This window comes from Mesorhizobium sp. LNHC209A00 (assembly GCF_000502915.1).
Classification (GTDB): Bacteria; Pseudomonadota; Alphaproteobacteria; order Rhizobiales; family Rhizobiaceae; genus Mesorhizobium.
Genome location: NZ_AYWT01000024.1, coordinates 19,021 through 43,838 on the forward strand (window position 1 = coordinate 19,021; position 24,818 = coordinate 43,838).

The window sequence follows — 24,818 nt, forward strand, 5'->3', positions numbered from 1 at the left end:
GCAACCGCACATTCGCGACAGGAGATAAACCGTTGTACGTTCCGCCTCATTTTGCCGTCCCTGATCAGAACGCCCTGTTCGAGCTTATCGAGAAACACCCGCTTGGTATCCTCGTCACCCAAAGCAAAGGCACACTGGACGCGAACCACCTCCCCTTCGAGCTTGACCGCTCGAAGGGAGACAAGGGCGTTCTCAATTGCCATGTCGCTCGCAAGAACCCAGTCTGGGAGGAAGTCGCCAATGGCGATGAGGTTCTCGTAATCTTCCGTGCGGCCGACGCTTACATCTCGCCGAACTGGTATCCAAGCAAGCACGAACTCCACAAGCAGGTGCCGACGTGGAACTATCTCGTCGTCCACGCCCACGGACGCATCACTGTCCGGGATGATGAGCGATATGTACGCCGTAACGTGGCGAAGCTCACTCATATGCAAGAAGCCTCGCAGCCTGCCCCGTGGAAGATGGGCGACGCGCCGAAGGACTTCATCGACACGATGGTTAAGGCAATCGTCGCCCTGGAGATCGAGATCACCGGCCTGGTTGGAAAATCAAAACTCAGCCAGAACAAAGACTTGCGCGACATTCAGAACCCTGGTGAAATGCTGCGTGCCCAAGGGGCCATTGCGATGGGAGAAGCGATGCTCGCGGCTGCGGCGGCCAAATCCCAATAGCATGTGTCTTGTCCCGACAAAGCCGCTGGTGCCGGCTTCTGACGGGTCACCTAGCCCGCCTTGACGCACGGCAATAGCTTTTGACGGCCTGAAGCGACGCTGTGGTCACCGTTGTGATACTTTTCCACGCGCCTGGTCAGGCGGCAGGATTGCTCCGTCGTGACCGACGGGTTCGTTTCAGGCGCCTGCGCCCCCTCGTATGTCCGCGACCAGCCACGCAGCGGTTTATGAGGCGCAATCGCACGCGTTTCGAAGCCACGTACCTTGGGCGGCAAGCTCGACCATGCGCTCGACGCAGCTCCAAGTGCGGCGCCGTCAACGATCTCCTTGAACCTGCGGAACTTGCCCGAAAGCACTTCTCTTACGGGAGATGATTGGCTTTGTCGCCGAACCGACTGATGGAGATGGTGGCGGCGCCGCCGTAGCGATCAGACCCGCCTTGCAGCGCAATGGCTACCCGGGCGCGACTGGGAGATGCGGGCGGGACTGTGGAACTGCGGAAACGGAGCGGATCGGCATGGAGCCGTGACCGCTTGCGATCTGGCTCTGGCACGAGTTAACGAGCGCGGACTTCCGATCGTGTCAAGCGCCGCCCTCTCGATGATGCCGGACAAATCGGGCCGCCACGAGCGGCGGGCCTTGCTCAGATCGGACGGACCGGATGGTTTAAGCAGGTTCGCATCAAGAGCCACGGCACCTGTGTCGTGCGGGTGCTGCTGTCGGCACGTGACCTTCTCGTCAGCGAACAGATGCCTGGGCTTCTTAAGGCCTTCGGCGTCATATTCGGCAAGAAGATCGATGCCCAGGTGATCCTACACATGCTCAGGATACCAGGCGACGCAGGTCTACCATGATCCGCTGCGAGCCGGCATCAACGAAGTGCAGGAACTGTCGAAGACACATGAAGCGATCGCCAGGGCCAAGACCGAGATCCAGCACCGCAGGCTGACACACTACCAGCCGCTGTATTTTCCCGAGATCGATCGCTTCCGGGGGAACAGCCGCAGCGATTGGTTCTTTGCCTTCCTCCATGCCTTTCCGACCCCAGCAAGCATCACGGCGCTGACGAAGGAGGAGTTTGTGGCAGCAGCTTGGGATGTCGTCGGCCGCAAGGTCAGCAAGACACAGATTCTGACGGCAATATTTTCGAGACGGCGCGCCCATCGATCGGATTGCCGCTGCCACTGGATGACTTGATGCGCCTGCCATTCGCATGTTCCAGATGGTCATTGACGAAGCACGCAGCCTGGTCCGGCAACATAATGAGATCGAAGCACAGGCCGACGATCTGCTGCGGCACAGCCAGGATTATCAGCTCCTGCGACAAATCCCGGGCATCGGACCGATCGAGGCATTGACCGTCATTGCCGAAGCCGGCGATCTTCGCCGCTTAGGTCATCATCGCCAGTTTCTAAAGTTTTGCGGGCTGGACCTCTCGACACAGAAGTCCGGTGAGGCCAGACCCGCCTTTCCAACCCAGGCACACGACCCATTCAATAGCATTCCTAAGCATACTGACCAGGGCGACCTCGACCCCTCTAATCACAGCGGTGAGCTCGCAGGCGGGGTCGATGAACACTATTGATTGGCCGAGCTTGAGCGGCATCTCTATCACATTGATAGCCTATTAGGCTGGTCCGGCGTTTTATCGGACCCATGATCCATCCGAGCAGCTTGTGAGGGATGCAGCCGAACCAGGCGCTGCTCCCACAGTCTTCGCAGGTCCTCCAGCAGAGCTTCATGCTCAGCCTGATCCGGCGCAATTATATTGAGGTGATCGCTTAACACGGCTTCGCCCTCAATCCGCATCAGCAGATTAAACAGGTCGTTTGAAATTCGCACACTGTCAATGCTGGAGTGGTTCGGAATAATCTCGCAGACAGTCTCCTGATGATCTCGCGCTGTGTAAGCACGGGTTTGATGGAGGGAGACTGAGGGAGGCAAGGAAATCGCAAGCGCAGTCCAATCCTGCAGCGTTGCAGCCCGTTTTTTTACCAGGAAGGGCCCGACCACAAGTCCATCCAGCTCTGTCGTCAAAAATGTGGCAATCGCGTCTGCAACCGTATCCACGATCGGTTCAGCATTGTTGTTAAAGGACGTATTGAGCAGAATTGGAGTGCCTGTCCGCTTCTTGAACGCATTGATGACCTCCCAGTAAGCGGGGTTGGCATCGCGCGATACTGTTTGCAGCCGAGCCGTACCGTCGACGTGCGTAATGGCACCCAACAAGGCGCGCTTTGAGTCACGCACGCGAACGACGAAATTCATGAATGGAAATTCGTGCTTACCGTCCGGGAGGTCGAAAAATTCGCTCGCATCCTCTTCCAGCACAGATGGTGCGAAAGGCCTATAGCCTTCGCGCTTCTTGACCATGGCATTGATCCGGTCCTTGTTTGCAGCGGGCCGAGGGTCGGCAAGAATGCTGCGGTTGCCCAGCGCACGTGGCCCAAACTCCGAACGACCCTGCACCCAGCCGATCACGGCGCCGTTGGTGATCCAGTGGGCTGCACTGCTCGCTACGTCATAAGAGCGTTCAACCTCGAGATGTCCGGACCATGCATTCAGTTCCTGTTCCACGGCGCGGTCGCTCCCGAGATCAGGACCCCAATAGACCTCCTGCAGTCGCTCACGCGGCGCGGGGCGGCCCATCTCGTTAGAGACTATCAGCGCAGCTCCCAATGCGCAGCCAGCGTCGTGAGACGCGGGTTGCACGAAGATGTCTTCGAAAAGCCCTGAATACAGCAGCTTGCCGTTCATCGTGCAGTTGTGGGCTACCCCTCCCGCCAGACACAACCGCTTCATGCCGGTGGCCTCACGGTGGTGCCGGAGAATGTGGAACACGATCCGCTCAAGCGCTTCCTGCAGTGACGCACTCACATCTCGATGCTGCTGGGTGAAAGGCATTCCCTTTCGCCTGATCTCGATGTTGCGGAGCAACGCCGGACCGATGCGGTCGAGGTGAACACGGTAGCCACCGTTGGCGGAGAGCTCGTAGAACTGCTCGAAGAGCTCGCGATAGGGAGCGGGGTCGCCATAGGGCGCGAGTCCCATTACCTTATACTCGTCGAACATGCCGTAGCCGAGACAGCGGATCGTCTCGAGATAAAACAGCCCAAGAGAATTGTCCTCCGGGAAAGCCTCGATTTGCGTAATTTCTGTGCCAGACCCTACCGCCACAAGGCCCGACAGGAAATCACCACAGCCATCAATCGCTAGGATGAGACTTTGTTCGAAGCCCGACATTGCAAAGGCGCTCACGGCGTGCGCCTGATGATGACCTACGAATGAAATACGCGAACTGTCCAACTTAGTGCCGAACTCACGCGCTAACAGGTTCTGCACCAACATTTTAGCATCCAACGGAGTGGAGAGAATGTCCGGTTGGGAAGCGGACATACCTTCAAGCATGGCGTTGGCATAGGGCTCGCTGGCGTAGACCGCGACACGATCAATGTCGCTGAGCTGAACCCCGGCCGTCGAGAGACAGTATTGAATCGAACCACTTGGCAGCTTGTTCGAGTGCTTGATTCGATTGAGGCGTTCCTCTTCTACGGCGGCTATCACCTTTCCGTCTCGGACGAGCACCGCGGCGCCATCGTGCATAAAGGCGTTCGGACGCTCGAATCGGTTTTCATGGACTTGGTCAAGTCCGCCGCTGATTCCTAGGCACAGCATTTCTTTCTCCAAATAGTAACGGGAAGCCAAATTGGCTTACCTCGACTGTTTCCAACTAAATAGGCCGTGTTGTCGCCTGCAGCTGCGACCGCCCGTCAGGCATCAGCGGCATCGAAGAAAGCCTCATAAACGATCAATGAGATGCTTCGACTGTGACGCCTACGGTGCCATCACGCCGAGAGCTTGGCTGGATCATCCAATCCTGAGCGGCTGCTGACATGTATCCGGCGATGTCGTTTTCATCGGCAGAACCAACTTGCGATGCCGCCTGTTCTTGGGAAGGGCGGCCGTCGACGAATAACAGTACCGCCCCCGCGAACTGGCCCGATTTCATTCTCCGAAGCGACCATGGTCGCACCGCCCGACATTGTCGGCCAGTTGCAACTCACTTTCTCGGCACGACCTCCACTGCACGTCAGGGCGCATCGAAGATTTTCTCCTTTGGATTATTCCCAAGGCAGCTTTCGTCACGCGATAGAGCAGCGTGTGATTGGTGCGTGAGGCTCTTTTTTGTCCATGCACGATTCCGGAAGAGTGATGAAATCGATTGTTTTGATCAAAGTCATCCACGCTATGAATAACAGCCGCAGCACATGCGTTTTCAAAGCGCTTCAGGCTTCCCGGATGGCTACTCCGATGTGAAGCGCATGGCATTCCAAGCGCTCTGTCAACCAAACGATGAGTATCGGCGTCGACCCTCATTGCCTTCGTCTTCGCGACTCCGTGACAGCGGCTGACATTGTGTTTGTAGGGCATCGGGCGAAGATCATGTCGATCGGCCATCTCGCCTGCCTATCGGCAAACCCTTGAACAATGATCCACGCACCAGCGCGATTGTGATCACGAGCGCCTCTGAGCTCGGGAGGTTCGGTTTTCTGAGGGTTCCTGGGTCTCCGAAGCGATGGAGGTAGCTAGCCTTCCTGGTGCTATACGGTTGTGCTCTTCATGGAGTGGACGCATTTGCGTCTCGAAAGCGGTTCTTCAGTGGAACCGGCGCCAAGGCCCGTCTGTGGTCGTTCAGACCACGGGGTGCCGTCTCCAAACGGGATATTGCAGCGGGCAGCCGCCGGAATTTGACCCATGGAAATGAGCGCCTGTCAGGAGGCGTTCGAAAACGGCGCGATCTTCATCGCGGCTGTTTCATGGTGTCATTTCTGACATGTTCTTTATAATCGGCAGCTTGCGGATAGTCTTGCCCGTCGCCGCCCGTAGCGCGTTGGCGACGGCCGGGCCGATCGGCGGCACACCTGGCTCACCAACTCCCGTGGGCGGCTCCTCGGACGGCACAATGTGCACCTCGACTCGCGGCATCTGCTCGATCCTGAGCGGTGTATATGTATCGTAGTTCTCTTGGTCTACGACACCGCCATTCAGGGTCAGCTCCTCCTGGAGGATCGCGCCTAGCCCGAAGCCGATACCGCCCTCCATCTGAGCGCGAATCTGGTCAGGATTTATCGCGGTGCCGCAATCTACCGCGCAGACGACGCGGTCGACCTTGAAACCATTTTCATCGTTGAGGGTGATCTCCACCACATCGGCGACATAGGTCGAGAGGCTTTCATGCAGGGCCACGCCGCGGAAACGGCCTTCCGGCAGAGGCTTGTCCCAGCCTGCCTTCTCAGCAGCCACTTTAAGCACGGCGGCATGCCGTGGATGGTGACCGAGCATTGACAAGCGGAAGTCGACCGGATCACGGTTCGCAGCGGCGGCCAGCTCATCGATCAGGGTTTCCACCGCGTAAGCGGTGTGGGTGGAGCCTACCGAACGCCACCACAGCACCGGGATGTTCACGTCCGTGGTGGTCAGCTCGACCTTCAGGTTCGGGATCGCATAGGGCAGGTTGGTGGCGCCCTCTACGGAGGTTGGATCGATGCCGTTCTTGATCATCGCCGCAGAGGTCGAACCGCCCAAGACCGATTGGCCCACGATGTGGTCATGGAGAGCGACGACATTGCCTTTCTTGTCGAGCCCCGCCTTGACTGCGTGCACATAGGCCGGCCGGTACCGCCCACCCCGCATGTCATTCTCGCGGGTCCACTGCACCTTCACTGGCTTGCCGCGTCCCAGTGCACGCGCTGTGGAAACAGCTTCGATAATGACATCTGCATCCAAGACCGCGCGGCGGCCGAAACTGCCGCCGGTCTTCATCACGTGCAGCCTCACCTTGTCCGGCGTGGTGCCGCCTACCTGAGCGGCAGCCGCCTGATAAAGGTCGGGCATCTGGTGTCCGCCCCAGACGTCGATGGTGCCGTCTTCGTTGATTCGGGCGGCCGCGTTGAGTGGCTCGATCGAAGCATGGACAAGATAGGGGAATTCGTAGTGCCCCTCGATGATTTTCTCAGCACTGGCGAACGCTGCGGGAGTGTTACCGTCGTCGCGCGCGGTGGCCGCGCCCAGATCGTCTGCTGCCTTGTTGTATTCGGCCATGATCTCGGCCGTGCCGCGCCCTTCGGCCTTCTCCTCGTTCCAGGTCACCTCCACGAGGTCGCGGCCCTTGAGCGCCGTCCAGGTGTCCCTGCCAACCACGGCAATGCCTCGCGGCGTCTGGACGACATCGACAATGCCGTCGAGTGCCTTGGCCTTGGTTGCGTCGAAGCTCTCGATCTCGGCGCCGAACTTCGGCGGATGAATCATAACGGCCGTCTGGAGCCCCTCCATCATGAGGTCGATCGTGTAGGTCTGCGCGCCGTTGGTCTTGCCGGCGGAATCGTAGCGCTTGAGGCTGTCCGATCCGATCTGGGCCCACTTGTCGCGCGGCTTTAGCGGCACGTCGTCGGGAACCGGCATTCCCGCTGCGGCTTCAGCCAGGTCACCGTAGCGCGCCTGCATCCCTGAGGCGTGCGACACGACCCCGGAAGCGACTTTGACCTCGCCGGCTGGCACATCCCACCGCTGCGCCGCGGCCGCCACCAGCAAGGCCCGTGCGGCAGCACCCGCCTTGCGGTAGCGTTCCCACGACGAACTCATCGACGTGGAGCCACCAGTCGCCTGTGCGGCCCCGCCCCAGGCGAGATTGCCGTAGAGCGCGGTATTGCCATATCCGCCGACCACGTCCACCTGCGCCCAGTCGCCGTCGAGCTCTTCCATAACCAGGGTGGCGATGCCGAAATAGGAGCCTTGTCCCATCTCCAACTGCGAGGAGTGGATGATGATTCGGTTCTCCTTTGTGATCTCGACATAGGTCTGGAAGGGGTTCGCCTGAACCTTTGCAGTAGTCGTTTGTGCGATGTCGGACGCCGCCAGCACTAGCCGGTAGCCCACGGCGAGGCCAGCGGTGGTGGCGCCCGCGCCGACGAGGAACCGGCGGCGCGTGGGCCGCACGGAGTTATGCTTCGAGAGAAACTGCGACATGCCTCAAGTCTCCAGCCGGTTGGCGGTCTCGTGGATGGCCGCGCGGATGCGATGATAGGTGGCGCAGCGGCAGAGGTTGCCGCTCATCGCCGAATCAATATCATCGTCCGACGGCTTAGGCGTCTCTGTAAGGAGGGCCACGGCCGACATGATCTGGCCAGACTGGCAATAGCCGCATTGAGGTACGTCGAACTCGGCCCACACGGCCTGGACCGTTTCGCCTATCTTGCCCGACACACCCTCAATGGTGGTGATCGAGGCTCCTTCGATGTCGCCGACTGCGGTCTGGCACGAGCGCGTCGGCATGCCGTTAACGTGAACCGTGCAAGCGCCGCACTGGGCAAGCCCGCAACCGAATTTCGTTCCCGTGAGTCCGATGACGTCACGGACCGCCCACAGCAGCGGCATCTCTGGATCGACGTCGAGTGTTCGCGCCTCGCCATTGAGGGTAAAAGCGACCATTGCTTGCTCTCCTTGTCCTGAGCTGGCTATCTCGTTGAGCCTCCGCCCGCCTGGCAACCGAGCTCTTGTTGCTGAGGCCTAGCGACCACACCCTAGGAACGCGCAGCTCAAGCAACAAGCCGCTAGGTTGGCGAGTTACGAGATCGTGAAGTGGGTCGTGTCGAAAGGCTGGAGGCAACTGAATGTCTTTGGGCGGACAGGCCGCTTTAGGCTGGGTTACACGAGACTGGACATTCGGGTCGTCGCGAACATCGACCGCTGGTCGGCCGCGTCCGGCATGGCCCTGATTGGCTACACGAAATGAAATGGGACTACTATCGATGGGGGCCTACCTCGACCCGCAACCTCCACGACTGGACCCTCAGGTTTCCGGCTATCGTCCCGGGCGGTGGCCGAGCTCGGCGCCTCGGACGCGATAATAGACGGTGAGGCGTTCGTCGTTGACCAGAAGGCTTGTCGCGCATTCCCAGTCTTCAGCGGGCTCTTGGCCGCGGCGGGAGACGTCAGGACCATGCTTGCCGGCTTCGACCTGCTCGAGATCGACGGCGAGGGTCTTCGCGATCGGCCACTCGTCGATCGGCGCAAAGCGCTAGTTAACCTGCTGAGACGCCGCCAAACGGCATCGTTCTGAGCGACGAGATCAGCGGCGGCAGCGACATTCTCGCGCAAGTCTCCCAGTTCGGCCTCGAGGGCATCGTCTCCAAGCTGCGTGTCAGTCCATATCGATCCGGCCGGCGCCAAGAATGGGTGAGACAAAATGCGTGCTGAGTGATGAGTTCATCGTCAGCGGCTGCGAACCCGGCAACAGTTACGGCGGTCGGGAAGCGTGCTCTGGCGAATGTCGAGGACGGAAATCTGGTGTTCGCCGGCGGCTTGGCACCGGCTTCAATGCGCGCACCGGGCCGGAAGTAAAGCGCCGGCTCGATGCCATTCCAATGGATAAACCACCGATTCCTAGTTTGAAGGCGAACGGTGCGGCATGGGCGGAGTGCCCTGCGCAGTCTGTACCTCAGTCGATTGTCGAGTTCGAAGGGGGTGTGATTGGCGTCGAGACCGCTCCAGCCATGGCTATCAGCACGCCGAGTGCGTTGTTTTCGATCAGTTCTCGAAATGAGCGGGTAAATACCTTTCACTTGCCGAACGGGGTTTGCTGTTCACCGGCTGGCATCCGATGGCAAACCTTTCAACGCGGCGGCGATCTGGCGCTTCGCTGCTGGGGGCAGAGGTAGGATGGGACGCGGGGGTTCGGCACTGCAAACGTCGAGCAATTCAGCGAGTGCATAGACGACGCGAAGGCTCGAGAACTCCTTGAAGAGGCTCCAGATCGGGACCAGCGCGGCATTGATCCGTCGCGCTTCGGCCGCATCGCCCTGTTGCGCCGCTGTGACGATCGTCATGCAGACCTCGGGCAGGATGCCCGCGAGGACGCTGTACCATGTGTCGGCGCCGGCGATCATGGCCTCGGCGGCGTTCCAGTCGCCGCTGTAACCAATCGAGAACCCTTCCGGCAGTGTGCGCCTCTGGGCGGTCAGGTGGTTCTTGATCGCATCGCTTTTGTCTGTCGGATTCTTGATGGCGACAATCCCAGCCACCTTTGCCAGGCGGCTGACAAGGGGTGGACTGAAATGGAAATGCGTCGTTCCTGGATTGTCGTAGACGACGATCGGCAGGCCACTTTCGCGCGCCACAGTGGAGAAATGATCGAACACCTCGTCATCAGTAAGCGGGGTGTAGGAGGCGGCGGCAAGCAACCCCGCAGCTGCTCCAAGGGCCTTGGCGTCTTGCGCGAGCCCCACGGCTTCATCGGTGCGCAGCGCGCCCACACCCACCACGACCGGCATTTGCCCCGCCGTTTGGTCCAAGGTCTCGGAGAGCGCCCGCCGCCGTTGCTCGCGCGACAGATAGATGTATGTGCCGGTGCTGCCGAGAAGACCGATGGAATCGACCTGAGCAATGCCAAGCCGAGCAATCAGCCTGCGCAGGGCAACGCTATCGACGCGGCCGTCACGATTGGTCGGGGTGATGGGGAACGCGGAAAGACCGCTCAGGAATGCCATGGCAAGGCTCCAGATCTATGTGTGAGCGCAGAGGTGGCCGCACGCCAGGTCATTACAAGACGTCCAAAGCCCGCCGCAGATCGGCGATCAGGTCATCAGCGTCTTCAAGCCCCACCGAGAGACGCATGAGATCCTCGCCGACTCCATCGGCCAAATGGGCATCCTTGCGGATCGGCTGCCGAGCACGGGTGAGGCTTGCTGGATGATAGATGAGGCTGTCGGCATCGCCGAGGCTGACGGCGCGAATGATCAGGTTGAGCCGGTCCATCATCCGGCGCGCTCCTTCGTATCCAGCGTGGAGGCCAAAGGCCAACATGCCCGATCCGTTGGACATCTGTTTTCGCGCCGTCACCTGATCAGGGTGCGAGTCGAGGAACGGATAACTCACAAATGCCACCGCCGGGTGCGCTTCCAGCGCCCGAGCCACCGCAAGGGCTGTGGCGCTGTGCCGTTCCATACGCAGCGTCAGCGTCTTGAGACCGCGCAGGATTAGGAAAGCTGACATGGGCGAGAGCGCTGCGCCGGTGATGTAGCGCAGGCCCGTTTCATGCAGCGTACGGAGCGTTTGGGCGTCGCCGAGAAGCGCCCCGCCAAGGGCATCGCCATGACCATTGATGTACTTGGTCATCGAATGGAGCACGATGTCCGCCCCGTGCTCAAGCGGTCGCTGGAGCGCGGGCGAGGCGAAGGTGCTGTCGACTGCAACCCTTACACCGCGCGCGTGAGCGCGCTCGGCAATTGTCGCTATGTCGAGGATGCGGCTCAGCGGATTCACCGGCGTCTCGAAGAAAACCAGCCGCGTCCGCTCGGTGATCGCAGCATCGAGATTGTGGGAATTTGACAGATCGACCGCGACGACCTTGATGCCGAAGCGGGGGACCGCCTGTTCGACCATGGCAAGCGTGTTCGCATAAAGCGTCTTGTGGACGATGAGTTCATCGCCCTGGGACAGGAGCGACAGGATCAGAGTGCCGAAGGCCGCCATCCCCGAGGCAACAACCAGCCCCGCCTCGGCTCCTTCCAGATTCGCGAGCCGCTGCTCGAGGATCTCGGTCGTGGGATTGTATTCGCGCGCATAGAGCCTTCCACCAAGGGCGGCGGCGGCATCGTTTGCTGCCACGCTTTCGAACCCATAGGTTGACGTCAGGAACACTGGCGGCTGGACGGCATTGGAAAAGCCGGCCGGATCGTAGCCATGATGGATCGCCCGGGTGGCAAATCCGGGGCTGGTGCGGTTGAGCGACCCCGTGGGAGCATCGGTTTCGGATTGATGGGAGCTGGTCATTCGGCCTCTGCGATCTCTCTTGGGGTTCCGAAAGATTGATGGCAACCTGGCCAATGTGAAATATCCAGTTGGCGATGAAAGAGATGGTCCAGTCTTCAACTGCCGGGTCTGCAGCGCGCTCGCACGCGATGGGTGCACGCCAGATATACGAAGCCCTTCGCGAGCAAATCCTCGGCGGCGTCTACGAAACCGGCAGTCAGTTGCCATCCTCCCGGGCCCTGGCAAATGACCTCGGCGTTTCGCGAACCACGGTGACGGTCGCCTATGAGCAACTGGCTGCGGAGGGTTTCATCGAAGTCCGTCAAGGCGCACGACCTCGCGTTGCGTCTTCGTTGATCGGCCATGGGACGGGGCGCACTCACGCGCAACGGGTCGGCCCGATCCACCTGTCCGCATATGGCGAGCGGCTGCGCGCGACGTCACCCTGGCCAGATTATCTGCCGACTGGGCTGAAGGTCGAGTTCCGCTATGGCGACCTGGCACCGTCGGATTTCCCATCATTGGTCTGGAAACGCGCGATGAACGAGGCGATGGGGCAGCGCCCGCTGCGTCTTGCCTATGACGATCCTCGCGGCTCGCGCCGGCTTCGCCAGGCGCTTCAGGGCTATCTCTGGCGCGCCCGGACCCTGAGCTGCGACCTCGACCAGATCATAGTTGTGAACGGTTCGCAGCAGGGCCTTGATCTGTGCGCGCGCCTGCTTCTCGATCCCGCCGACCGTTTCGTCATCGAGGATCCGTGCTACAGGATGGCGCGTCAGGTCTTTGCCAGTACGGGTGCCTCACCCATCCCGGTCATCGTCGACGAAGACGGGATGAGGACCGAGTTGCTGGCGGGGATCGGAGCACGACTGGCTTATGTGACGCCATCGCATCAGTTTCCGCTGGGCGGCGTCATGCCGATCGCGCGCCGCCATCAGCTTCTGAAATGGGCGCGGCACAACAACGCCTATGTGATCGAGGACGACTACGACAGCGAATATCGCTACGACATCAATCCGGTCCCTCCGCTGCACAGTCTCGAGGACCACGGGGCTGTCATCTACCTCGGCACGATCTCCAAAACGCTCTCGCCGATGCTGCGCATCGGCTACCTCGTCGTCCCGCCCGAATTGCAGGAGGTCTTCGCAACCGCCAAACAATTCGCAGACCGGCATTCGCCGGTCGCTGAACAGGAAGCGCTGGCATCGTTGATCGAGAGCGGCGGCTACGAAAGCCATGTGCGCCGTGTGCGCAGGCTGAACGGCGAGCGTCGGGAAACGTTGTTGGGTGCCTTGCAGCACAGCTTCGGGGATCGCATCACTGTCCAGGGAGCAGATGCGGGACTTCACGTCGCGGTTTGGTTCAATGACCTGCCACGATCGCGGGAAACGGCCTTGGTCGAATCCGCCCGCGACGCTGGCCTGGGGCTACACCTGATCTCGCCGCTCTACGGACGGCCATCGGACCAAGGCCGCACCGATCGCGTCGGACTTGTCATGGGCTATGCCGCCTTGAGCATTCGGCAGATCGGGAAGGGCGTTGAGGTCCTGCGAGAGGTTGTCAAGCAGGTGCAAGACGCGATGCCGGCGCGGAACAACTGAGCCGGGGCGACGCCGAAAGCTGGCGCTGAAAACGGTCCGAGGGCCCCCCGTATTTCTTTCCAAACAGCCAACTGGACCGGGAAAATGCCATGCAACTGGCGCTGTTGATCAGGCCAGTTTTGCAGCAGGTTTCCACGAGACGAATTTCCGAGAGCGATGATGACCTGGCGAGGAAAGCTGCTTCACGTCCATATCGCGCCTGCCGCCTCCTATGAAATGGAGGAGCTGGCGCAGGCGCAGCTTATTGCCGGCCAAGGCGTTGTCGGAGACCGCTACTACCTGGGGACGGGGACCTATTCCGCGCGTCCTGACGTTCGCGAAGTGACGCTGATCGAAGCTGAAGTCTTGGACGCCATCGCGCAGGGCGAACCCAGAATTCCGGGCTTCAAGGCCAAGCTCGCACCCGAAGATCACCGGCGCAATCTGACGACACGAGGCGTTCCGCTTAGCCATCTTGTCGGCAAACGCTTCCGGGTCGGGGAAACGATTCTCAGGGCCGCCCGGATGAATGTGCCGTGCAAGTATATCGAGGAGTTGCTCGGGCTTCCGGGTCTCTACGAGGGGCTTCTGAACCGCTCCGGCCTGAACTGCACAATCGAGGTCGGGGGCGTGATCCGCCCCGGTGATCTGATCTTGCCCATCGACGAGTGAAACGCCATGGCCTCGCCGCGCATCATCATGAAGCTGACCGTGACCGCCGCCCGCAAGGAGCCGGGCGACGTGCTGGTCATCGACCTGAAACACCCACGCAAACCTGCGCTGCCGGCGTTCGAAGCGGGTTCTCACGTCGACGTCCATCTGCCTGAAGGGAAGGTGCGTCAGTATTCACTTTGCGGCGACCCGACCGAGCTTGGCCGCTACACCATCGCGGTGAAGCGCGAGAATGACGGCCGTGGCGGCTCGGCGTGGATCCACGAAACCATTGCCGTCGGCTCCACACTGCCTGTCTCCGCGCCACGCAACCATTTTGCGCTCAAGCCAGGCGAGGGGCCGACTTTGCTGCTGGCAGGGGGAATCGGGATCACCCCGATTCTGGCCATGGCGCGCGCGCTCACCCGGCAGGCCAAGCCCTTCGAGTTGCACTATTTCACCCGCAGCCGGGCGCTCACGCCACTCTTGGCGGCGATCGGGAGCGATCTTCCTGGCGGCAATGTGCGGATCCATTTCGACGACGAGCCTCAGACCCGGCAGAACATCGCCGCGCTGCTGGCGAACCGTTCGGACGACGCGCAGACATACTACTGCGGACCGCCTGGCTTCATGGCGGTTGTGGGGCGCGCGGCTCAACACTGGCCCGAGGGTACTGTTCATTTCGAAACTTTCCAGCCTCCCGAGTTTGATGGCGCGCCACCGGAACCGTTCATCATAGAACTGGCTGAGGGCAGGGTGGTTGAGGTTTCGGCTGAGACCACGGCACTGGCCGCCTTGCGTGCGGCCGGTGTGCCGTTGATGGCCTCGTGTGAGAACGGGGTGTGCGGGACCTGCGAATGCGCAATGCTGGGGGGACAGCCGATCCATCGGGATGCCGTCCTGTCCAAGGAGGCACGCGGCCACCGCTTCATCCCCTGTGTGTCGCGCGCGACAGGTGTGTTGAAACTCGATCTTTGACCATTTGGGCGGGGGTCCTGTGAGACCGGCAGCTGATTTGCGGGAAACTGAATGACGAGGAAACTGGAATATCTGAACGAGATCGAGCGCTGCGTCTCCTGGCTCGCAGCCTGGACGATCCACCACGCCAACCACGTCCGCGAGGGCGATGAGATCAAGGTCGGGGGGCATCAGGCCTCGTCCGCGTCGCTGAGTACCATCATGACCGCGCTCTACGGTTCGGTCCTGCGCCCGCAGGATCGGGTGGCGGTCAAACCCCATGCGGCGCCGATCTTCCATGCACTTCAGTATCTGGCGGGCAACCAGACCCACGAAAAGCTCATGAACTTCCGCGGCTACAAGGGCGCGCAGAGCTACCCTTCGCGGACGAAGGATGTCGACGATGTCGACTTCTCGACCGGGTCGGTGGGTCTCGGCGTTGCTCAGACGCTGTTCTCGTCGCTGGTGCAGGACTACGTCTCGGGTCACGGCTGGATGAAGGAGCGTGCCGAGGGCCGAATGGTCAGCCTGATCGGCGACGCCGAGATGGATGAGGGCAACATCTACGAGGCCCTGATCGAAGGCTGGAAGCACGGGCTCAGGAACTGCTGGTGGGTGGTCGACTACAATCGCCAGTCGCTCGACGCCGTGATCCGGGAGGGCCTCTGGCAGCGTTTCGAGCAGATTTTTCGCAACTTCGGCTGGGACGTGATGGTCCTGCGCCACGGCGCTCTGCAAGAGGCTGCCTTTGCCGAGCCGGGGGGCGAGAAGCTGCTCGAGTGGATAGAGCGCTGTCCGAACCAGCTCTATTCGGCGCTGACCTTCCAAGGGGGTGCTGCCTGGCGCAAGCGGCTGCTCGACGAGATCGGAGACCAAGGGCCGGTCACCACTCTGATCGAACGCCGCTCCGAAGACGAGTTGCAGGCGTTGATGACGAACCTTGGCGGGCATGACATGCCGAGCCTCCTCGAAGCCTTCGAGGCGGCGTCCAGGCATGACCGTCCCGTCTGCTTCATCTGTTACACCATCAAGGGCTACGGTCTGCCGCTTGCCGGACACAAGGACAACCACGCGGGGCAGATGACGCCCACGCAGATGGAAGACTACCGCCTGCAAATGGGCGTAAAGCGGGGTGAGGAGTGGGACAAATGGGCGGCCGCCACCTTGCCGGAAGCGGAACTTGACGCCTTCTTCGCAAAGGCGCCGTTCTTCAGTGAGGGGCGTAGGAGGCTGTCTGCGCCGTCGGTGCCGGTGCCTGAAACCCTTCCGTCACCGGGGCAGCCCGGCAAGCCGCTCTCGACCCAGATGGGGTTCGGCCAGATCCTGAACGACATCGCACGCGAGCGCAGTCTGCTTGCCGACCGCATTGTCACCACCTCGCCCGATGTGACGGTCTCGACCAATCTCGGTGGCTGGGTCAACCGGCGCGGCCTTTTCGCCCGGGAGACCATGGCGGACACCTTCAAGGCCGAACGCATTCCGTCGACCTTTACCTGGGAATTTGGGCCGAAGGGGCAGCACCTCGAGCTCGGGATCGCCGAGTCGAACCTGATGATCATGCTCGGGGCACTCGGTCTCTCGCACTCGATCAATGGCGTGCGCCTGCTGCCGATCGGGACAGTCTATGATCCCTTCATCTACCGATCGGCCGACCAGCTAAACTACGCCTGCTATCAGGATGCGCGCTTCATGCTGGTCGCAACGCCCTCGGGCGTGACGCTAGCGCCCGAGGGCGGAGCACACCAGTCGATCGGCACCCCATTGATCGGCATGGCGCAGGATGGGCTTTGCGCCTTCGAACCGGCCTTCGTCGACGAACTGTCCGTGATCATGCGCTTTGCCTTCGATTACATGCAACGTAATGGCGAGGGGGATCCGGATGAGACGACGTGGCTGCGTGATCAGACCGGAGGATCGGTCTATCTTCGCCTGTCAACCCGGCCGCTCGAGCAGCCGCTGCGCGACATGAACCCGGCGCTCGCGCGGGACATCGTCAATGGCGCCTATTGGCTGCGTCCGCCTGGGCCCAACGCGAGTGTCGTCATTGCTTATCAAGGCGTCGTCGCGCCGGAGGCGATTGCCGCGACGGGTCTTCTGGCGGAGGACCGGCGCGATGTCGGGCTGCTCGCGATCACCTCCGCGGACCGGCTTAATGCGGGCTGGCAGGCGGCGGAACGTGGCCGGCAGCGTGGCGCGATTGGCGCCCTGAGTCATATCGAGCGGCTGCTCGCGCCGCTATCGCGTGACTGCGGCATCGTCACCGTGATCGACGGCCACCCGGCGACGCTCGCGTGGCTCGGTGGGGTTAACGGGCATCGCGTGAAGGCGCTCGGGGTCGAGCAGTTCGGCCAGACGGGGACTATTGCGGACCTATACCGTCACCACGGCCTGGACACCAACGCCATCGTACATGCGGCGCAGGCGGTCAGTGCGGGACCGGCTGTTCGCTACCGGAAGGCGCTGCCTTGACCATGAGCGACCGGATGCTCCGTGGCTGGTACGGATCGGCTGTTTCCACGGGCGTTCCGGTTCGCTTCAAAGCGGACAGGGCCGGGACACTGTGGACGTTCTGATCGCGCTTGAGTAGCTTGTGCGACCCCCAGGGTCACCTGGGAATACGCAGGGAGGCGGCTTTTATTTAGCCTTGCGCCCAATTACGAATTCGATCCAATCCAGTCCGGAGCAAAAGCTCCGCGTCCTCCCGATTTTCGGCTTCGACGTAGCACCGCATTTCCGGGGCATTTCCGGATGGACGCAAATGCAAGACACGCTTATCCGCGAGAGTGATACGAAGTCCGTCAACATCGCTAACCTTGCTTACCACTCCAATCGACCCGACGAAGGCGGCGATGTTAGTTTCCGCTGTACGAAGGTATGTCATGAGGCGAGTGCTGCTTTCGACGGAAAAATTTTCCAAGCGATCCGCTGCCGCCGCCGGCAATTGAAAGGAACTGCCAATCTCCGACAGTGGCTGCCCACTTGTATTAACAAGGGAAAGTGCCGCGAGGATGGGGAGAAAACTGTCGCGTGTAGGTAGCGCTGGCAGTTTAGTTCCGTTCGGGTCAAAGTCCGTGCCGGTCAACAAACCACCGTTTGCTTCGAAACCAACCACGCGCTCGTGACCCGACGCAACCAAATCGAGCATGGCAGCAATAACAAATGGCGATCCAACCTTGGTACGCACGACTTTAAAAGAACCTGCGGTCTCGATACCAGAGTTTGATGTGACCGGCGTGACGACTGCCTTCGCTTGCAGGAAGTTCGCCGTAATCAGGCCTAACAAATCACCGCGAAGGGGGTCTCCGTGGTCGTCAGCTACCAGTGGGCGGTCACCATCGCCATCTGCCGAGACGACCGCATCAAGCCGATGCTCTTTGGCCCAGAGCTTGAACTGTTGAGCAGTCTCGTCCGAGACCGCTTCAGTGTCGACAGGAATGAAACCTTCCGAACGTCCCAGAGTTACGACCGTCGCACAGTGATATGAGAGAATGTCAACCAAGAGATCGCGCGCGACTGTGCTGTGCTGATATACGCCCACCGTTAAGCCCTTTAGAGCATTAATCTCCATAAGCTTTCGATTGCGCGCCATGAAAAAGGCCTTGCATTCGGCCTCCCGGTGCTGCCGACGTGCAACAGCACCTTCAAGGACGTATCCGCGCTTCTCCAACTGCAAGGCGATGCGCGTTATCTCCCGCTCATCACCCTTGTCGATCTCACCGTCGGGTCGATAGAATTTTATTCCATTACGGTCGGCCGGAATGTGCGAGCCTGTGATCATCAAACAACCACTCTTACGCGCCTGAGCATACAGTGCCAGGGCAGGGGTGGGGACGGCGCCGCAATCGACTACGATGAAGCCGAGCGCAGACAGTGCCGCCGCACAGAGGGCGGCGATGGCCGGACTCGAGGCGCGAAAGTCGCGCCCTATGAGTATCTCGTCGCCAATTCTGGCCAGGCCGGATTCCAGCAGGAATGTCGCGAATGCCGTTGCATATAGGGCAGAGGCGGCTCCTGCCAATTCTGTCGCCAGGCCCCGTAATCCACTTGTTCCGAATTTCATACCAAATCCGACGTTGCTAACCGGGTTTTGAAGGTAACATGCTCAAACTTTGGCTCGTCCGGAATGCCCATCGACAGATCCCTCGGACGAGAACAAGAAGTACATTCGGTTACCGTAGACGCGTTCGGTTATCGAGGGTTACCCTTGTGAGGATTGACGCAGTCGGCGTCGGCGTGGGCAGCGCACCGTGACCTTCACGGCGACGAGTTGGAGCGGATGGGGTCCGGGCCCGGCAGGGCTCCTCGCGGCTGGCTCACAAGAGCGCTATCGCCATCGAGTGATTGTCTCAGTCTACATTAGCTCTGGGTCCCGAAAGCGCGTACAGGCCTGAGACGCAGCAAATCCTCTTATCTATCGCCGTTCGGTGTAGCTCCCGTTCAGAAATGCATGATAGACACTCTCGATGCCTTCCATGAGAGTGATCTTTGCTGCCCATCCCAAAGTGCGCAGCTTGTCGACGCTCATCAGCTTTCGCGGTGTACCGTCAGGTCTAGAGTGATCATGCGCGATCTCCCCAGTAAATCCGACTACACGGCAGATCATTCTGGTCAGCTCTAGGATCGTGATGTCCTGTCCGCAGCCGAGATTGACGTGATCATGGTCAGAGTAGTTCTTCAGAAGGAAGACTAATGCGTCGGCGCAGTCGTCGACGTGCATGAATTCCCGACGTGGTGTGCCCGTGCCCCAGATGGTGATTTGCTTATCACTTATGAGCTTAGCTTCATGCGCTTTCCGGATCAGCGCTGGGATGACGTGGCTTGACTGCAAGTCATAATTGTCGCCTGGCCCGTAGAGATTCGTCGGCATAGCGGAGATGTAGTCGCGGCCATATTGCTGGCGATAGGCTTGAGCCATTTTGATGCCGGTGATCTTGGCGACGGCGTAGCATTCGTTGGTGGGCTCTAGTGGCCCGGTCAAAAGCGCGCTTTCAGGAATGGGCTGTGGTGCCATCTTCGGATAGATGCAAGACGAGCCGAGGAAGAGGACGCGGTCGACATTGTTTTCGTGGGCTGCCGCGAAGATATTGGCCTCGATCATCAGATTGTCGTAAAGAAAGTCGACCGGATAGGTGGCGTTCGCGAGAATACCACCTACCTTTGCCGCCGCCATAATGATAGCGTCCGGTTTCATCACTGCCACGAAGTTTTCAACCTCGGTCTGTCGCTTGAGATCTAGCTCTCCCCGAGGGGCGGCCACAACATTGCAGTCTTCAGACGCGAGTCGGCGTACAACAGCGCTGCCCACCATACCTTTGTGGCCAGCGACCCACACGGTTTTTCCGTTCAGATCATACATTACGCTTCCTTCATGACTACAGATGTCTGCATGACCTTCAGGTCTTCGCGTACCATTTCCGCAGCAAGCTCGCGCACGGATGTCTCATGCACCCAGCCGAGCTTCTCCTTCGCCTTGGTAGCGTCACCCAGGAGAAGATCGACTTCCGTGGGGCGGAAGTAGCGTGGGTCCACTTGGACTAGGCATCTGCCGCTCGCTACATCATAGCCCTTTTCGCCGACACCCTTGCCACGCCATTCGATTTCGACGCCGATATCTTCGAAAGCCCACTCGACGAATTGGCGGACAGGAGTCGTTTTGCCCGTAGCCAGCACGTAATCATCCGGTTGATCCTGCTGTATCATCATCCACATACCTCGCACGTACTCACGCGCATGGCCCCAATCGCGTCGAGCATCGAGATTGCCGAGATAAAGCTTGTCCTGCTTGCCCAGGTAGATAGCAGCGGCAGCGCGGCTGATCTTGCGCGTCACAAAAGTTTCGCCACGAAGGGGGCTTTCGTGATTAAAAAGAATGCCGTTGGAAGCGTGCATACCATAGCCCTCGCGATAATTGACGACCATCCAGTAGGCGTAGAGCTTGGCGGCGGCGTAAGGGCTGCGCGGATAAAAGGGCGTCGTTTCGTTCTGCGGTACGGACTGCACGAGGCCGTATAGCTCCGAAGTCGAGGCTTGATAGAAGCGGGTCTTGTCCGTCAGACCGAGGAGGCGAATCGCCTCAAGAAGTCGCAATGTACCGATACCGTCCGCGTTTGCTGTGTACTCAGGTGTTTCGAACGACACCTGCACATGGCTCTGAGCAGCCAAGTTGTAAATTTCGTCTGGCTGAGATTCCTGAACCACGCGGATGAGGTTAGTCGAATCAGTGAGGTCACCGTAATGCAAGATCAGGCGCGGATCGGATTCGTGCGGGTCTTGGTAGAGGTCTTCGATACGACCCGTGTTGAAGGAAGAGGAACGTCGCTTAATCCCATGAACGATGTAGCCTTTTTTGAGAAGAAGACGGGCAAGATAGGCACCATCCTGTCCAGTTATGCCCGTAATAAGAGCAACTTTCCTGCTATCGCCCATTCTATTCCTGCTCTATTAAAGTTTAAAGTTTCGGCTCCGGCTCGCCACGCCGACACAATGTGCGGCCAGCCCCGTGCGCTATGGAGCACTTCGACAGATGCGGCGCGAAGCTCGTCATTGACAGTCCGCCAGCCGAGCACACCTCTTGCTTGGAGTCACAGCAAAATAGAGTTGCGCCGCTAACCGTCGGCTTCGTACATGCGGTCTGAGTGCCGCTCAGCTCACGCCGTGAGCGACATGTACTCCCAGCACCTTGCAGCTGATTTGCTCATCCATCAGCGAGTGAGGACGCCTTTCTTTCTTGCTTCAGCGTCTTCTAATGGGAATTGTTTGGATCAGTGAAATCGATTGTTTGGATAAAGTGAATCCACAGAATGGATGGTCTGACCGAGCAGCGGGGGCGCATCGCCGGCCCGGAGTCATAGGCGCGAGCTTCCGTTCGGGGCGAGGACAAAGTTCGTGGCCGCGAGCCCTCACCACAGCATCCGGCACAGGTCGTGCAGAACTTTGGGAGCAGACTGCAGATTCTGTCGATCAGCTGGTTCCAGGCGCGTCGAGCTGTCGACCTCATCTCGCCCGGTACGGTTGCTGTATGCAGCCTTGCACCCTTGGCGTATGGCGTCGACGGAACGATTTGCTCTGGCAGGCAGTGTCGCAGCGTTCCCGGGCTGTTTCGGCTCTATTGGCCGGGCCCGCGTCAGCCGAGCCCCTTCATCATGGCATCCAACGCATGGATGGCCGGCATCCAATCAATAGATTTTACATATGCCGCGGAGGCCCAGTAGAGAAGGCTGAACCGGAAGCGAGGGCATCGGCTTCAAGCTGTGCGAGCGTCACGGGATTAGTGGGCAGTGCTGAGTGAGCTCTTCTGCCCTATGGCCCGGCCTCTGCCAAGCGCCCGGCGTCAGGGTCTACGTGTCGACTAAGGATTCCAAACCGGATGCAACCTCCTCTCTGAACGAGATTTCCGAAAATGTATGTTAGTGGAGTGGAAAAGCGCCGGTTCGTCGTCTCTCGGAGGCGTACGGGGTTCGGTGATTGTCTGTGGTCTTTGGCGGCCGCTTGGCGCTACGCGCAGCGGTCGGGACGAACTCTAGTCATCGACTGGCGGGGGGCCTGCTACCTCGACCAACCCTTCACAAATGCGTTTCCGGTGTTCTTCCAGCCGATCAATGACATCGCTGGCGTGCCGGCTATTTCCGACGACCGGATCAACGACGTTTCCTTCCCTGGTCCATTCTTCCCGGAGTGGTGGAACAGGCCGGCGATCGAGTGCCTTTACCGGCCAGATGAGCAGATTTTCCAAGAGCGCGATGAGTTGGGCGAGCTCTTTCAGGCCGAACACGATGTCGAAGCGAACACAGTAGTGTGTGACGCTTGTCTGATGTGGCGGTGCGATGAGGATGCAGAGCGGCAGGTGTTCCAGAGTGTCCAGCCTCGGCCAGAAATTCAAGCCCGCATAGATGCCATTTATCAGGAATGTTTTGAGGGGCACAGCATCATCGGGATTCATGTTCGGCACGGTAACGGTGAAGACATCATGGAGCATGCGCCCTACTGGGCCGATCCGGAGCTCGCCGTTCGGCAAGTGTGCGCTGCAATTGACAAGGCTAAGGCGTTACCGCACCCCAGGCCTGTGCGGCTGTTCTTATGCACGGACAGCGCGCGGATACTGGATCTTCTGGCGGCCAGGTTTCCCGATCTGCTCACTGTCCCGAAGCACTTCGGATCCAATCAAGGTGGCCCCTTACACACTGCAGCACTCGGGATTGACGGCGGAATTTCCGCCCTCGTTGAGATGTATCTTCTCGCGCGCTGCGATACCGTAATTCGGTTTCCCCCGACGAGCGCCTTTACACGATATGCACGTCTATTCGCACCACGGGTAATTGAATTCGATCTGAAGGAGCCAAGTCGTTTGACTTTGATAGAAGACAGCCAAGTCTCTGATCTCAGTTAAGACCCGCCACCTGCGCAATTCGGCAGAGGCAACCAACAGGCATCAGTGGAGGCGTCGTACATTACCGATAGCGTCGTCATCTGACGCCGCCTGCAACGCACCAGAACTTCGCTGTTACGCGCGGCCGCAGACAAGCCAGAGCGACGGCGATCGTGACGCTGACGCTCGAAACAACGCGGGCGATCACTCCAGAGACGAGATTGAGGTTGGTTATGAAAGTCATTCCCGTGATCATCAGCGGCGGAGCCGGATCGCGGCTATGGCCCGCCTCAAGGCAATCGCACCCCAAACCTTTCCTCAAAGTAGCGGATGGATATTCTCTCATTCAGCACACTGTGCTGCGCGTCGCTTCGATAGAAGGTGTCGTGGAAATCGTCGCTGTGACATCCGGGGAACACCTCTTCCTGACCAAGGACGAATTTGACGAACTGGATTCCGTGGTCCTGCCACGCACCTTTCTGCTCGAGCCCGAACCTCGGGATACGGCCGCCGCCGTGGCTGCAGCCGCGATCCATGCGAGGGCAACGCAAGGCCCTGACGCGATCCTGTGCGTCTTCCCGGCCGATCACCTGATTGGCAACCTGCCTGCGTTTCTAGACGTCATGGGCCTGGCCATGGAACATGCGAAGCTCGGGCGGATCGCCACATTGGGCATCACCCCAACCAGACCGGACACAGCATTCGGCTACATCGAAGCAGATGGTGAGAACGTCGTCCGTTTCGTTGAAAAACCGGATCTGGATACAGCCAAAGCCTATGTCGCGTCTCAACGCTTCTTCTGGAACGCCGGCATCTTCTGCTTCAGTGCGCAAACCATGCTCGACGAGATGGCTTTGCATTGTCCCGAGGTGCTCCAGGCCGTCGCCGACAGCTACGAGAACGGCCGCGCCAGTCAATGCCAAGGCTTTGCCAAAATCGAACTCGCGCCTGAGCATTTCGGTTCCGCGCCGCGAATCTCGCTCGACCACGCTGTCATGGAGAAGACTAACAGACTTGCCGTGATTCCCTGCGACATGGATTGGAACGACATCGGATCTTGGAACGCAATGGCCGATTTGATCGCCCCCGACGAAAGCGGGAACAGGATACGCGGCGATGTGCACATGGTCGACACGACCGGCACCTATGTGAGCTCCGACAAGCGCGTCATCGGCACGGTGGGCGTAAGCGATCTGGTGATCGTGGATTCCCCGGACGCTTTGCTTGTCACATCCCGCGACCGCGTTCAGGACGTTAAGAAGCTCTTCGAGGGCCTCAAGGCTTCGGGACATGAAGCTCATCTGGTCCATAGCACGGTACACCGGCCCTGGGGTACCTATACGGTTCTGGAGGAAGGCGAGCGCTTCAAGATCAAACGCATCGAGGTGAAGCCCGGTCGCCAGTTGAGCCTGCAGATGCACTATCATCGTTCGGAGCACTGGGTCGTGGTCAGCGGCTCCGCCAAAATCGTCAATGGCGAGCAGGAGTTGTTCCTGGGGACAAACGAATCTACTTACATCCCCTGCGGCCATAAGCATCGGCTCGAAAACCCAGGCAGAATTGACCTGGTTATCATTGAAGTGCAGAGCGGCGATTATCTCGCCGAGGATGATATCGTTCGCTTCGACGACGAATATGGTCGAACGTAGATAACAGTACAAAAAACGTTAACGGCGAGCCGTCGCTCAAGGATCTCTGTCGTGGGTGCTGGGCCTGACATTGGCAAGCAGCGGGCCGAGCGTGTCATAGTATCCGCCCCGCACTGTCATCAGGCACTCGATCGTG

At 59.9% G+C, this 24,818-nt stretch carries 15 protein-coding genes and 1 pseudogene; 8 read left to right on the forward strand and 8 right to left on the reverse strand.

The genetic code is table 11. The annotated features are described in order from the left end of the window. The first annotated feature begins 32 nt into the window (after positions 1 to 32). Positions 33 to 671 carry an FMN-binding negative transcriptional regulator gene (locus tag X739_RS138705; RefSeq protein ID WP_023783766.1) on the forward strand — a complete coding sequence of 213 codons (639 nt, stop codon included), beginning with the start codon at positions 33 to 35 and terminating at the stop codon, positions 669 to 671. A gap of 797 nt (positions 672 to 1,468) precedes the next feature. After that, a pseudogene (locus X739_RS01000000166745) lies at positions 1,469 to 2,124 on the forward strand (transposase); the annotation flags it as partial. 158 nt (positions 2,125 to 2,282) lie between these two features. On the opposite strand, the gene X739_RS138700 reads toward X739_RS01000000166745, so the two are convergent. The 5 genes from X739_RS138700 to X739_RS138675 all read right to left on the reverse strand — a co-directional run bounded on the left by X739_RS138700 (position 2,283) and on the right by X739_RS138675 (position 11,501). Further along, complete coding sequence (locus X739_RS138700; protein ID WP_023796259.1) at positions 2,283 to 4,346, reverse strand: carbamoyltransferase; 2,064 nt, start codon at positions 4,344 to 4,346, stop codon at positions 2,283 to 2,285. Between the two features lie 1,140 nt (positions 4,347 to 5,486). After that, positions 5,487 to 7,697 carry a xanthine dehydrogenase family protein molybdopterin-binding subunit gene (locus tag X739_RS138695; protein ID WP_023796260.1) on the reverse strand — a complete coding sequence of 737 codons (2,211 nt, stop codon included), beginning with the start codon at positions 7,695 to 7,697 and terminating at the stop codon, positions 5,487 to 5,489. 3 nt (positions 7,698 to 7,700) lie between these two features. After that, positions 7,701 to 8,159 carry a (2Fe-2S)-binding protein gene (locus tag X739_RS138690; RefSeq protein ID WP_023708041.1) on the reverse strand — a complete coding sequence of 153 codons (459 nt, stop codon included), beginning with the start codon at positions 8,157 to 8,159 and terminating at the stop codon, positions 7,701 to 7,703. A gap of 1,154 nt (positions 8,160 to 9,313) precedes the next feature. Continuing rightward, complete coding sequence (locus tag X739_RS138680) at positions 9,314 to 10,216, reverse strand: dihydrodipicolinate synthase family protein (RefSeq protein WP_023685525.1); 903 nt, start codon at positions 10,214 to 10,216, stop codon at positions 9,314 to 9,316. A 52-nt stretch (positions 10,217 to 10,268) separates the two neighbouring features. Continuing rightward, the gene (locus tag X739_RS138675; RefSeq protein WP_023796263.1) at positions 10,269 to 11,501 is read right to left on the reverse strand and encodes a PLP-dependent aspartate aminotransferase family protein; all 1,233 of its coding nucleotides are present in this window, start codon (positions 11,499 to 11,501) and stop codon (positions 10,269 to 10,271) included. A gap of 74 nt (positions 11,502 to 11,575) precedes the next feature. Between X739_RS138675 and X739_RS138670 the strand changes: the two genes are divergently transcribed. The 4 genes from X739_RS138670 (at position 11,576) to X739_RS138655 (ending at position 17,137) form a co-directional block, all read left to right on the forward strand. Next, positions 11,576 to 13,081: a PLP-dependent aminotransferase family protein gene (locus X739_RS138670; protein WP_031252536.1), complete on the forward strand. Its 1,506-nt coding sequence runs from the start codon at positions 11,576 to 11,578 to the stop codon at positions 13,079 to 13,081. 159 nt (positions 13,082 to 13,240) lie between these two features. Then, positions 13,241 to 13,732 carry an MOSC domain-containing protein gene (locus tag X739_RS138665; protein ID WP_023704114.1) on the forward strand — a complete coding sequence of 164 codons (492 nt, stop codon included), beginning with the start codon at positions 13,241 to 13,243 and terminating at the stop codon, positions 13,730 to 13,732. Between the two features lie 6 nt (positions 13,733 to 13,738). Beyond that, positions 13,739 to 14,689 (forward strand): PDR/VanB family oxidoreductase, encoded by a 951-nt coding sequence (locus X739_RS138660; RefSeq protein WP_023796266.1) that lies wholly within the window; start codon positions 13,739 to 13,741, stop codon positions 14,687 to 14,689. A gap of 51 nt (positions 14,690 to 14,740) precedes the next feature. Then, positions 14,741 to 17,137, forward strand: coding sequence for a transketolase (locus X739_RS138655; RefSeq protein ID WP_023796267.1), 2,397 nt, complete (start codon positions 14,741 to 14,743; stop codon positions 17,135 to 17,137). 169 nt (positions 17,138 to 17,306) lie between these two features. On the opposite strand, the gene X739_RS138650 is transcribed toward X739_RS138655, so the two are convergent. The 3 genes from X739_RS138650 to gmd form a co-directional block, all read right to left on the reverse strand. Continuing rightward, positions 17,307 to 18,728 carry a phosphomannomutase gene (locus X739_RS138650; RefSeq protein ID WP_031252537.1) on the reverse strand — a complete coding sequence of 474 codons (1,422 nt, stop codon included), beginning with the start codon at positions 18,726 to 18,728 and terminating at the stop codon, positions 17,307 to 17,309. 351 nt (positions 18,729 to 19,079) lie between these two features. Continuing rightward, on the reverse strand, positions 19,080 to 20,024 hold the full coding sequence (locus X739_RS138645; RefSeq protein ID WP_023796269.1) for a GDP-L-fucose synthase: 945 nt from the start codon (positions 20,022 to 20,024) through the stop codon (positions 19,080 to 19,082). After that, the gene (gene gmd, locus X739_RS138640) at positions 20,024 to 21,094 is read right to left on the reverse strand and encodes a GDP-mannose 4,6-dehydratase (protein ID WP_023796270.1); all 1,071 of its coding nucleotides are present in this window, start codon (positions 21,092 to 21,094) and stop codon (positions 20,024 to 20,026) included. The genes X739_RS138645 and gmd overlap by 1 nt, the downstream gene beginning before the upstream one ends. A gap of 973 nt (positions 21,095 to 22,067) precedes the next feature. Here gmd and X739_RS138635 point away from each other — a divergent pair. Beyond that, on the forward strand, positions 22,068 to 23,054 hold the full coding sequence (locus X739_RS138635; protein ID WP_023796272.1) for a nodulation protein NodZ: 987 nt from the start codon (positions 22,068 to 22,070) through the stop codon (positions 23,052 to 23,054). Positions 23,055 to 23,266: 212 nt separating this feature from the next. Then, complete coding sequence (locus X739_RS138630) at positions 23,267 to 24,682, forward strand: mannose-1-phosphate guanylyltransferase/mannose-6-phosphate isomerase (RefSeq protein ID WP_023796273.1); 1,416 nt, start codon at positions 23,267 to 23,269, stop codon at positions 24,680 to 24,682. Positions 24,683 to 24,818 lie beyond the last annotated feature (136 nt).

What these genes read in the sequence shown, in the direction of transcription:
- X739_RS138660 (WP_023796266.1), top strand. Translation starts at nt 13,739, where the DNA reads ATGGCCTCGCCGCGCATCATCATGAAGCTGACCGTGACCGCCGCCCGC.
- X739_RS138675 (WP_023796263.1), bottom strand. Translation starts at nt 11,501, where the DNA reads ATGACCAGCTCCCATCAATCCGAAACCGATGCTCCCACGGGGTCGCTC.
- X739_RS138680 (WP_023685525.1), bottom strand. Translation starts at nt 10,216, where the DNA reads ATGGCATTCCTGAGCGGTCTTTCCGCGTTCCCCATCACCCCGACCAAT.
- X739_RS138670 (WP_031252536.1), top strand. Translation starts at nt 11,576, where the DNA reads ATGAAAGAGATGGTCCAGTCTTCAACTGCCGGGTCTGCAGCGCGCTCG.
- X739_RS138665 (WP_023704114.1), top strand. Translation starts at nt 13,241, where the DNA reads ATGACCTGGCGAGGAAAGCTGCTTCACGTCCATATCGCGCCTGCCGCC.
- X739_RS138630 (WP_023796273.1), top strand. Translation starts at nt 23,267, where the DNA reads ATGAAAGTCATTCCCGTGATCATCAGCGGCGGAGCCGGATCGCGGCTA.
- X739_RS138650 (WP_031252537.1), bottom strand. Translation starts at nt 18,728, where the DNA reads ATGAAATTCGGAACAAGTGGATTACGGGGCCTGGCGACAGAATTGGCA.
- X739_RS138690 (WP_023708041.1), bottom strand. Translation starts at nt 8,159, where the DNA reads ATGGTCGCTTTTACCCTCAATGGCGAGGCGCGAACACTCGACGTCGAT.
- X739_RS138645 (WP_023796269.1), bottom strand. Translation starts at nt 20,024, where the DNA reads ATGTATGATCTGAACGGAAAAACCGTGTGGGTCGCTGGCCACAAAGGT.
- X739_RS138700 (WP_023796259.1), bottom strand. Translation starts at nt 4,346, where the DNA reads ATGCTGTGCCTAGGAATCAGCGGCGGACTTGACCAAGTCCATGAAAAC.
- X739_RS138655 (WP_023796267.1), top strand. Translation starts at nt 14,741, where the DNA reads ATGACGAGGAAACTGGAATATCTGAACGAGATCGAGCGCTGCGTCTCC.
- X739_RS138695 (WP_023796260.1), bottom strand. Translation starts at nt 7,697, where the DNA reads ATGTCGCAGTTTCTCTCGAAGCATAACTCCGTGCGGCCCACGCGCCGC.
- X739_RS138635 (WP_023796272.1), top strand. Translation starts at nt 22,068, where the DNA reads ATGTATGTTAGTGGAGTGGAAAAGCGCCGGTTCGTCGTCTCTCGGAGG.
- gmd (WP_023796270.1), bottom strand. Translation starts at nt 21,094, where the DNA reads ATGGGCGATAGCAGGAAAGTTGCTCTTATTACGGGCATAACTGGACAG.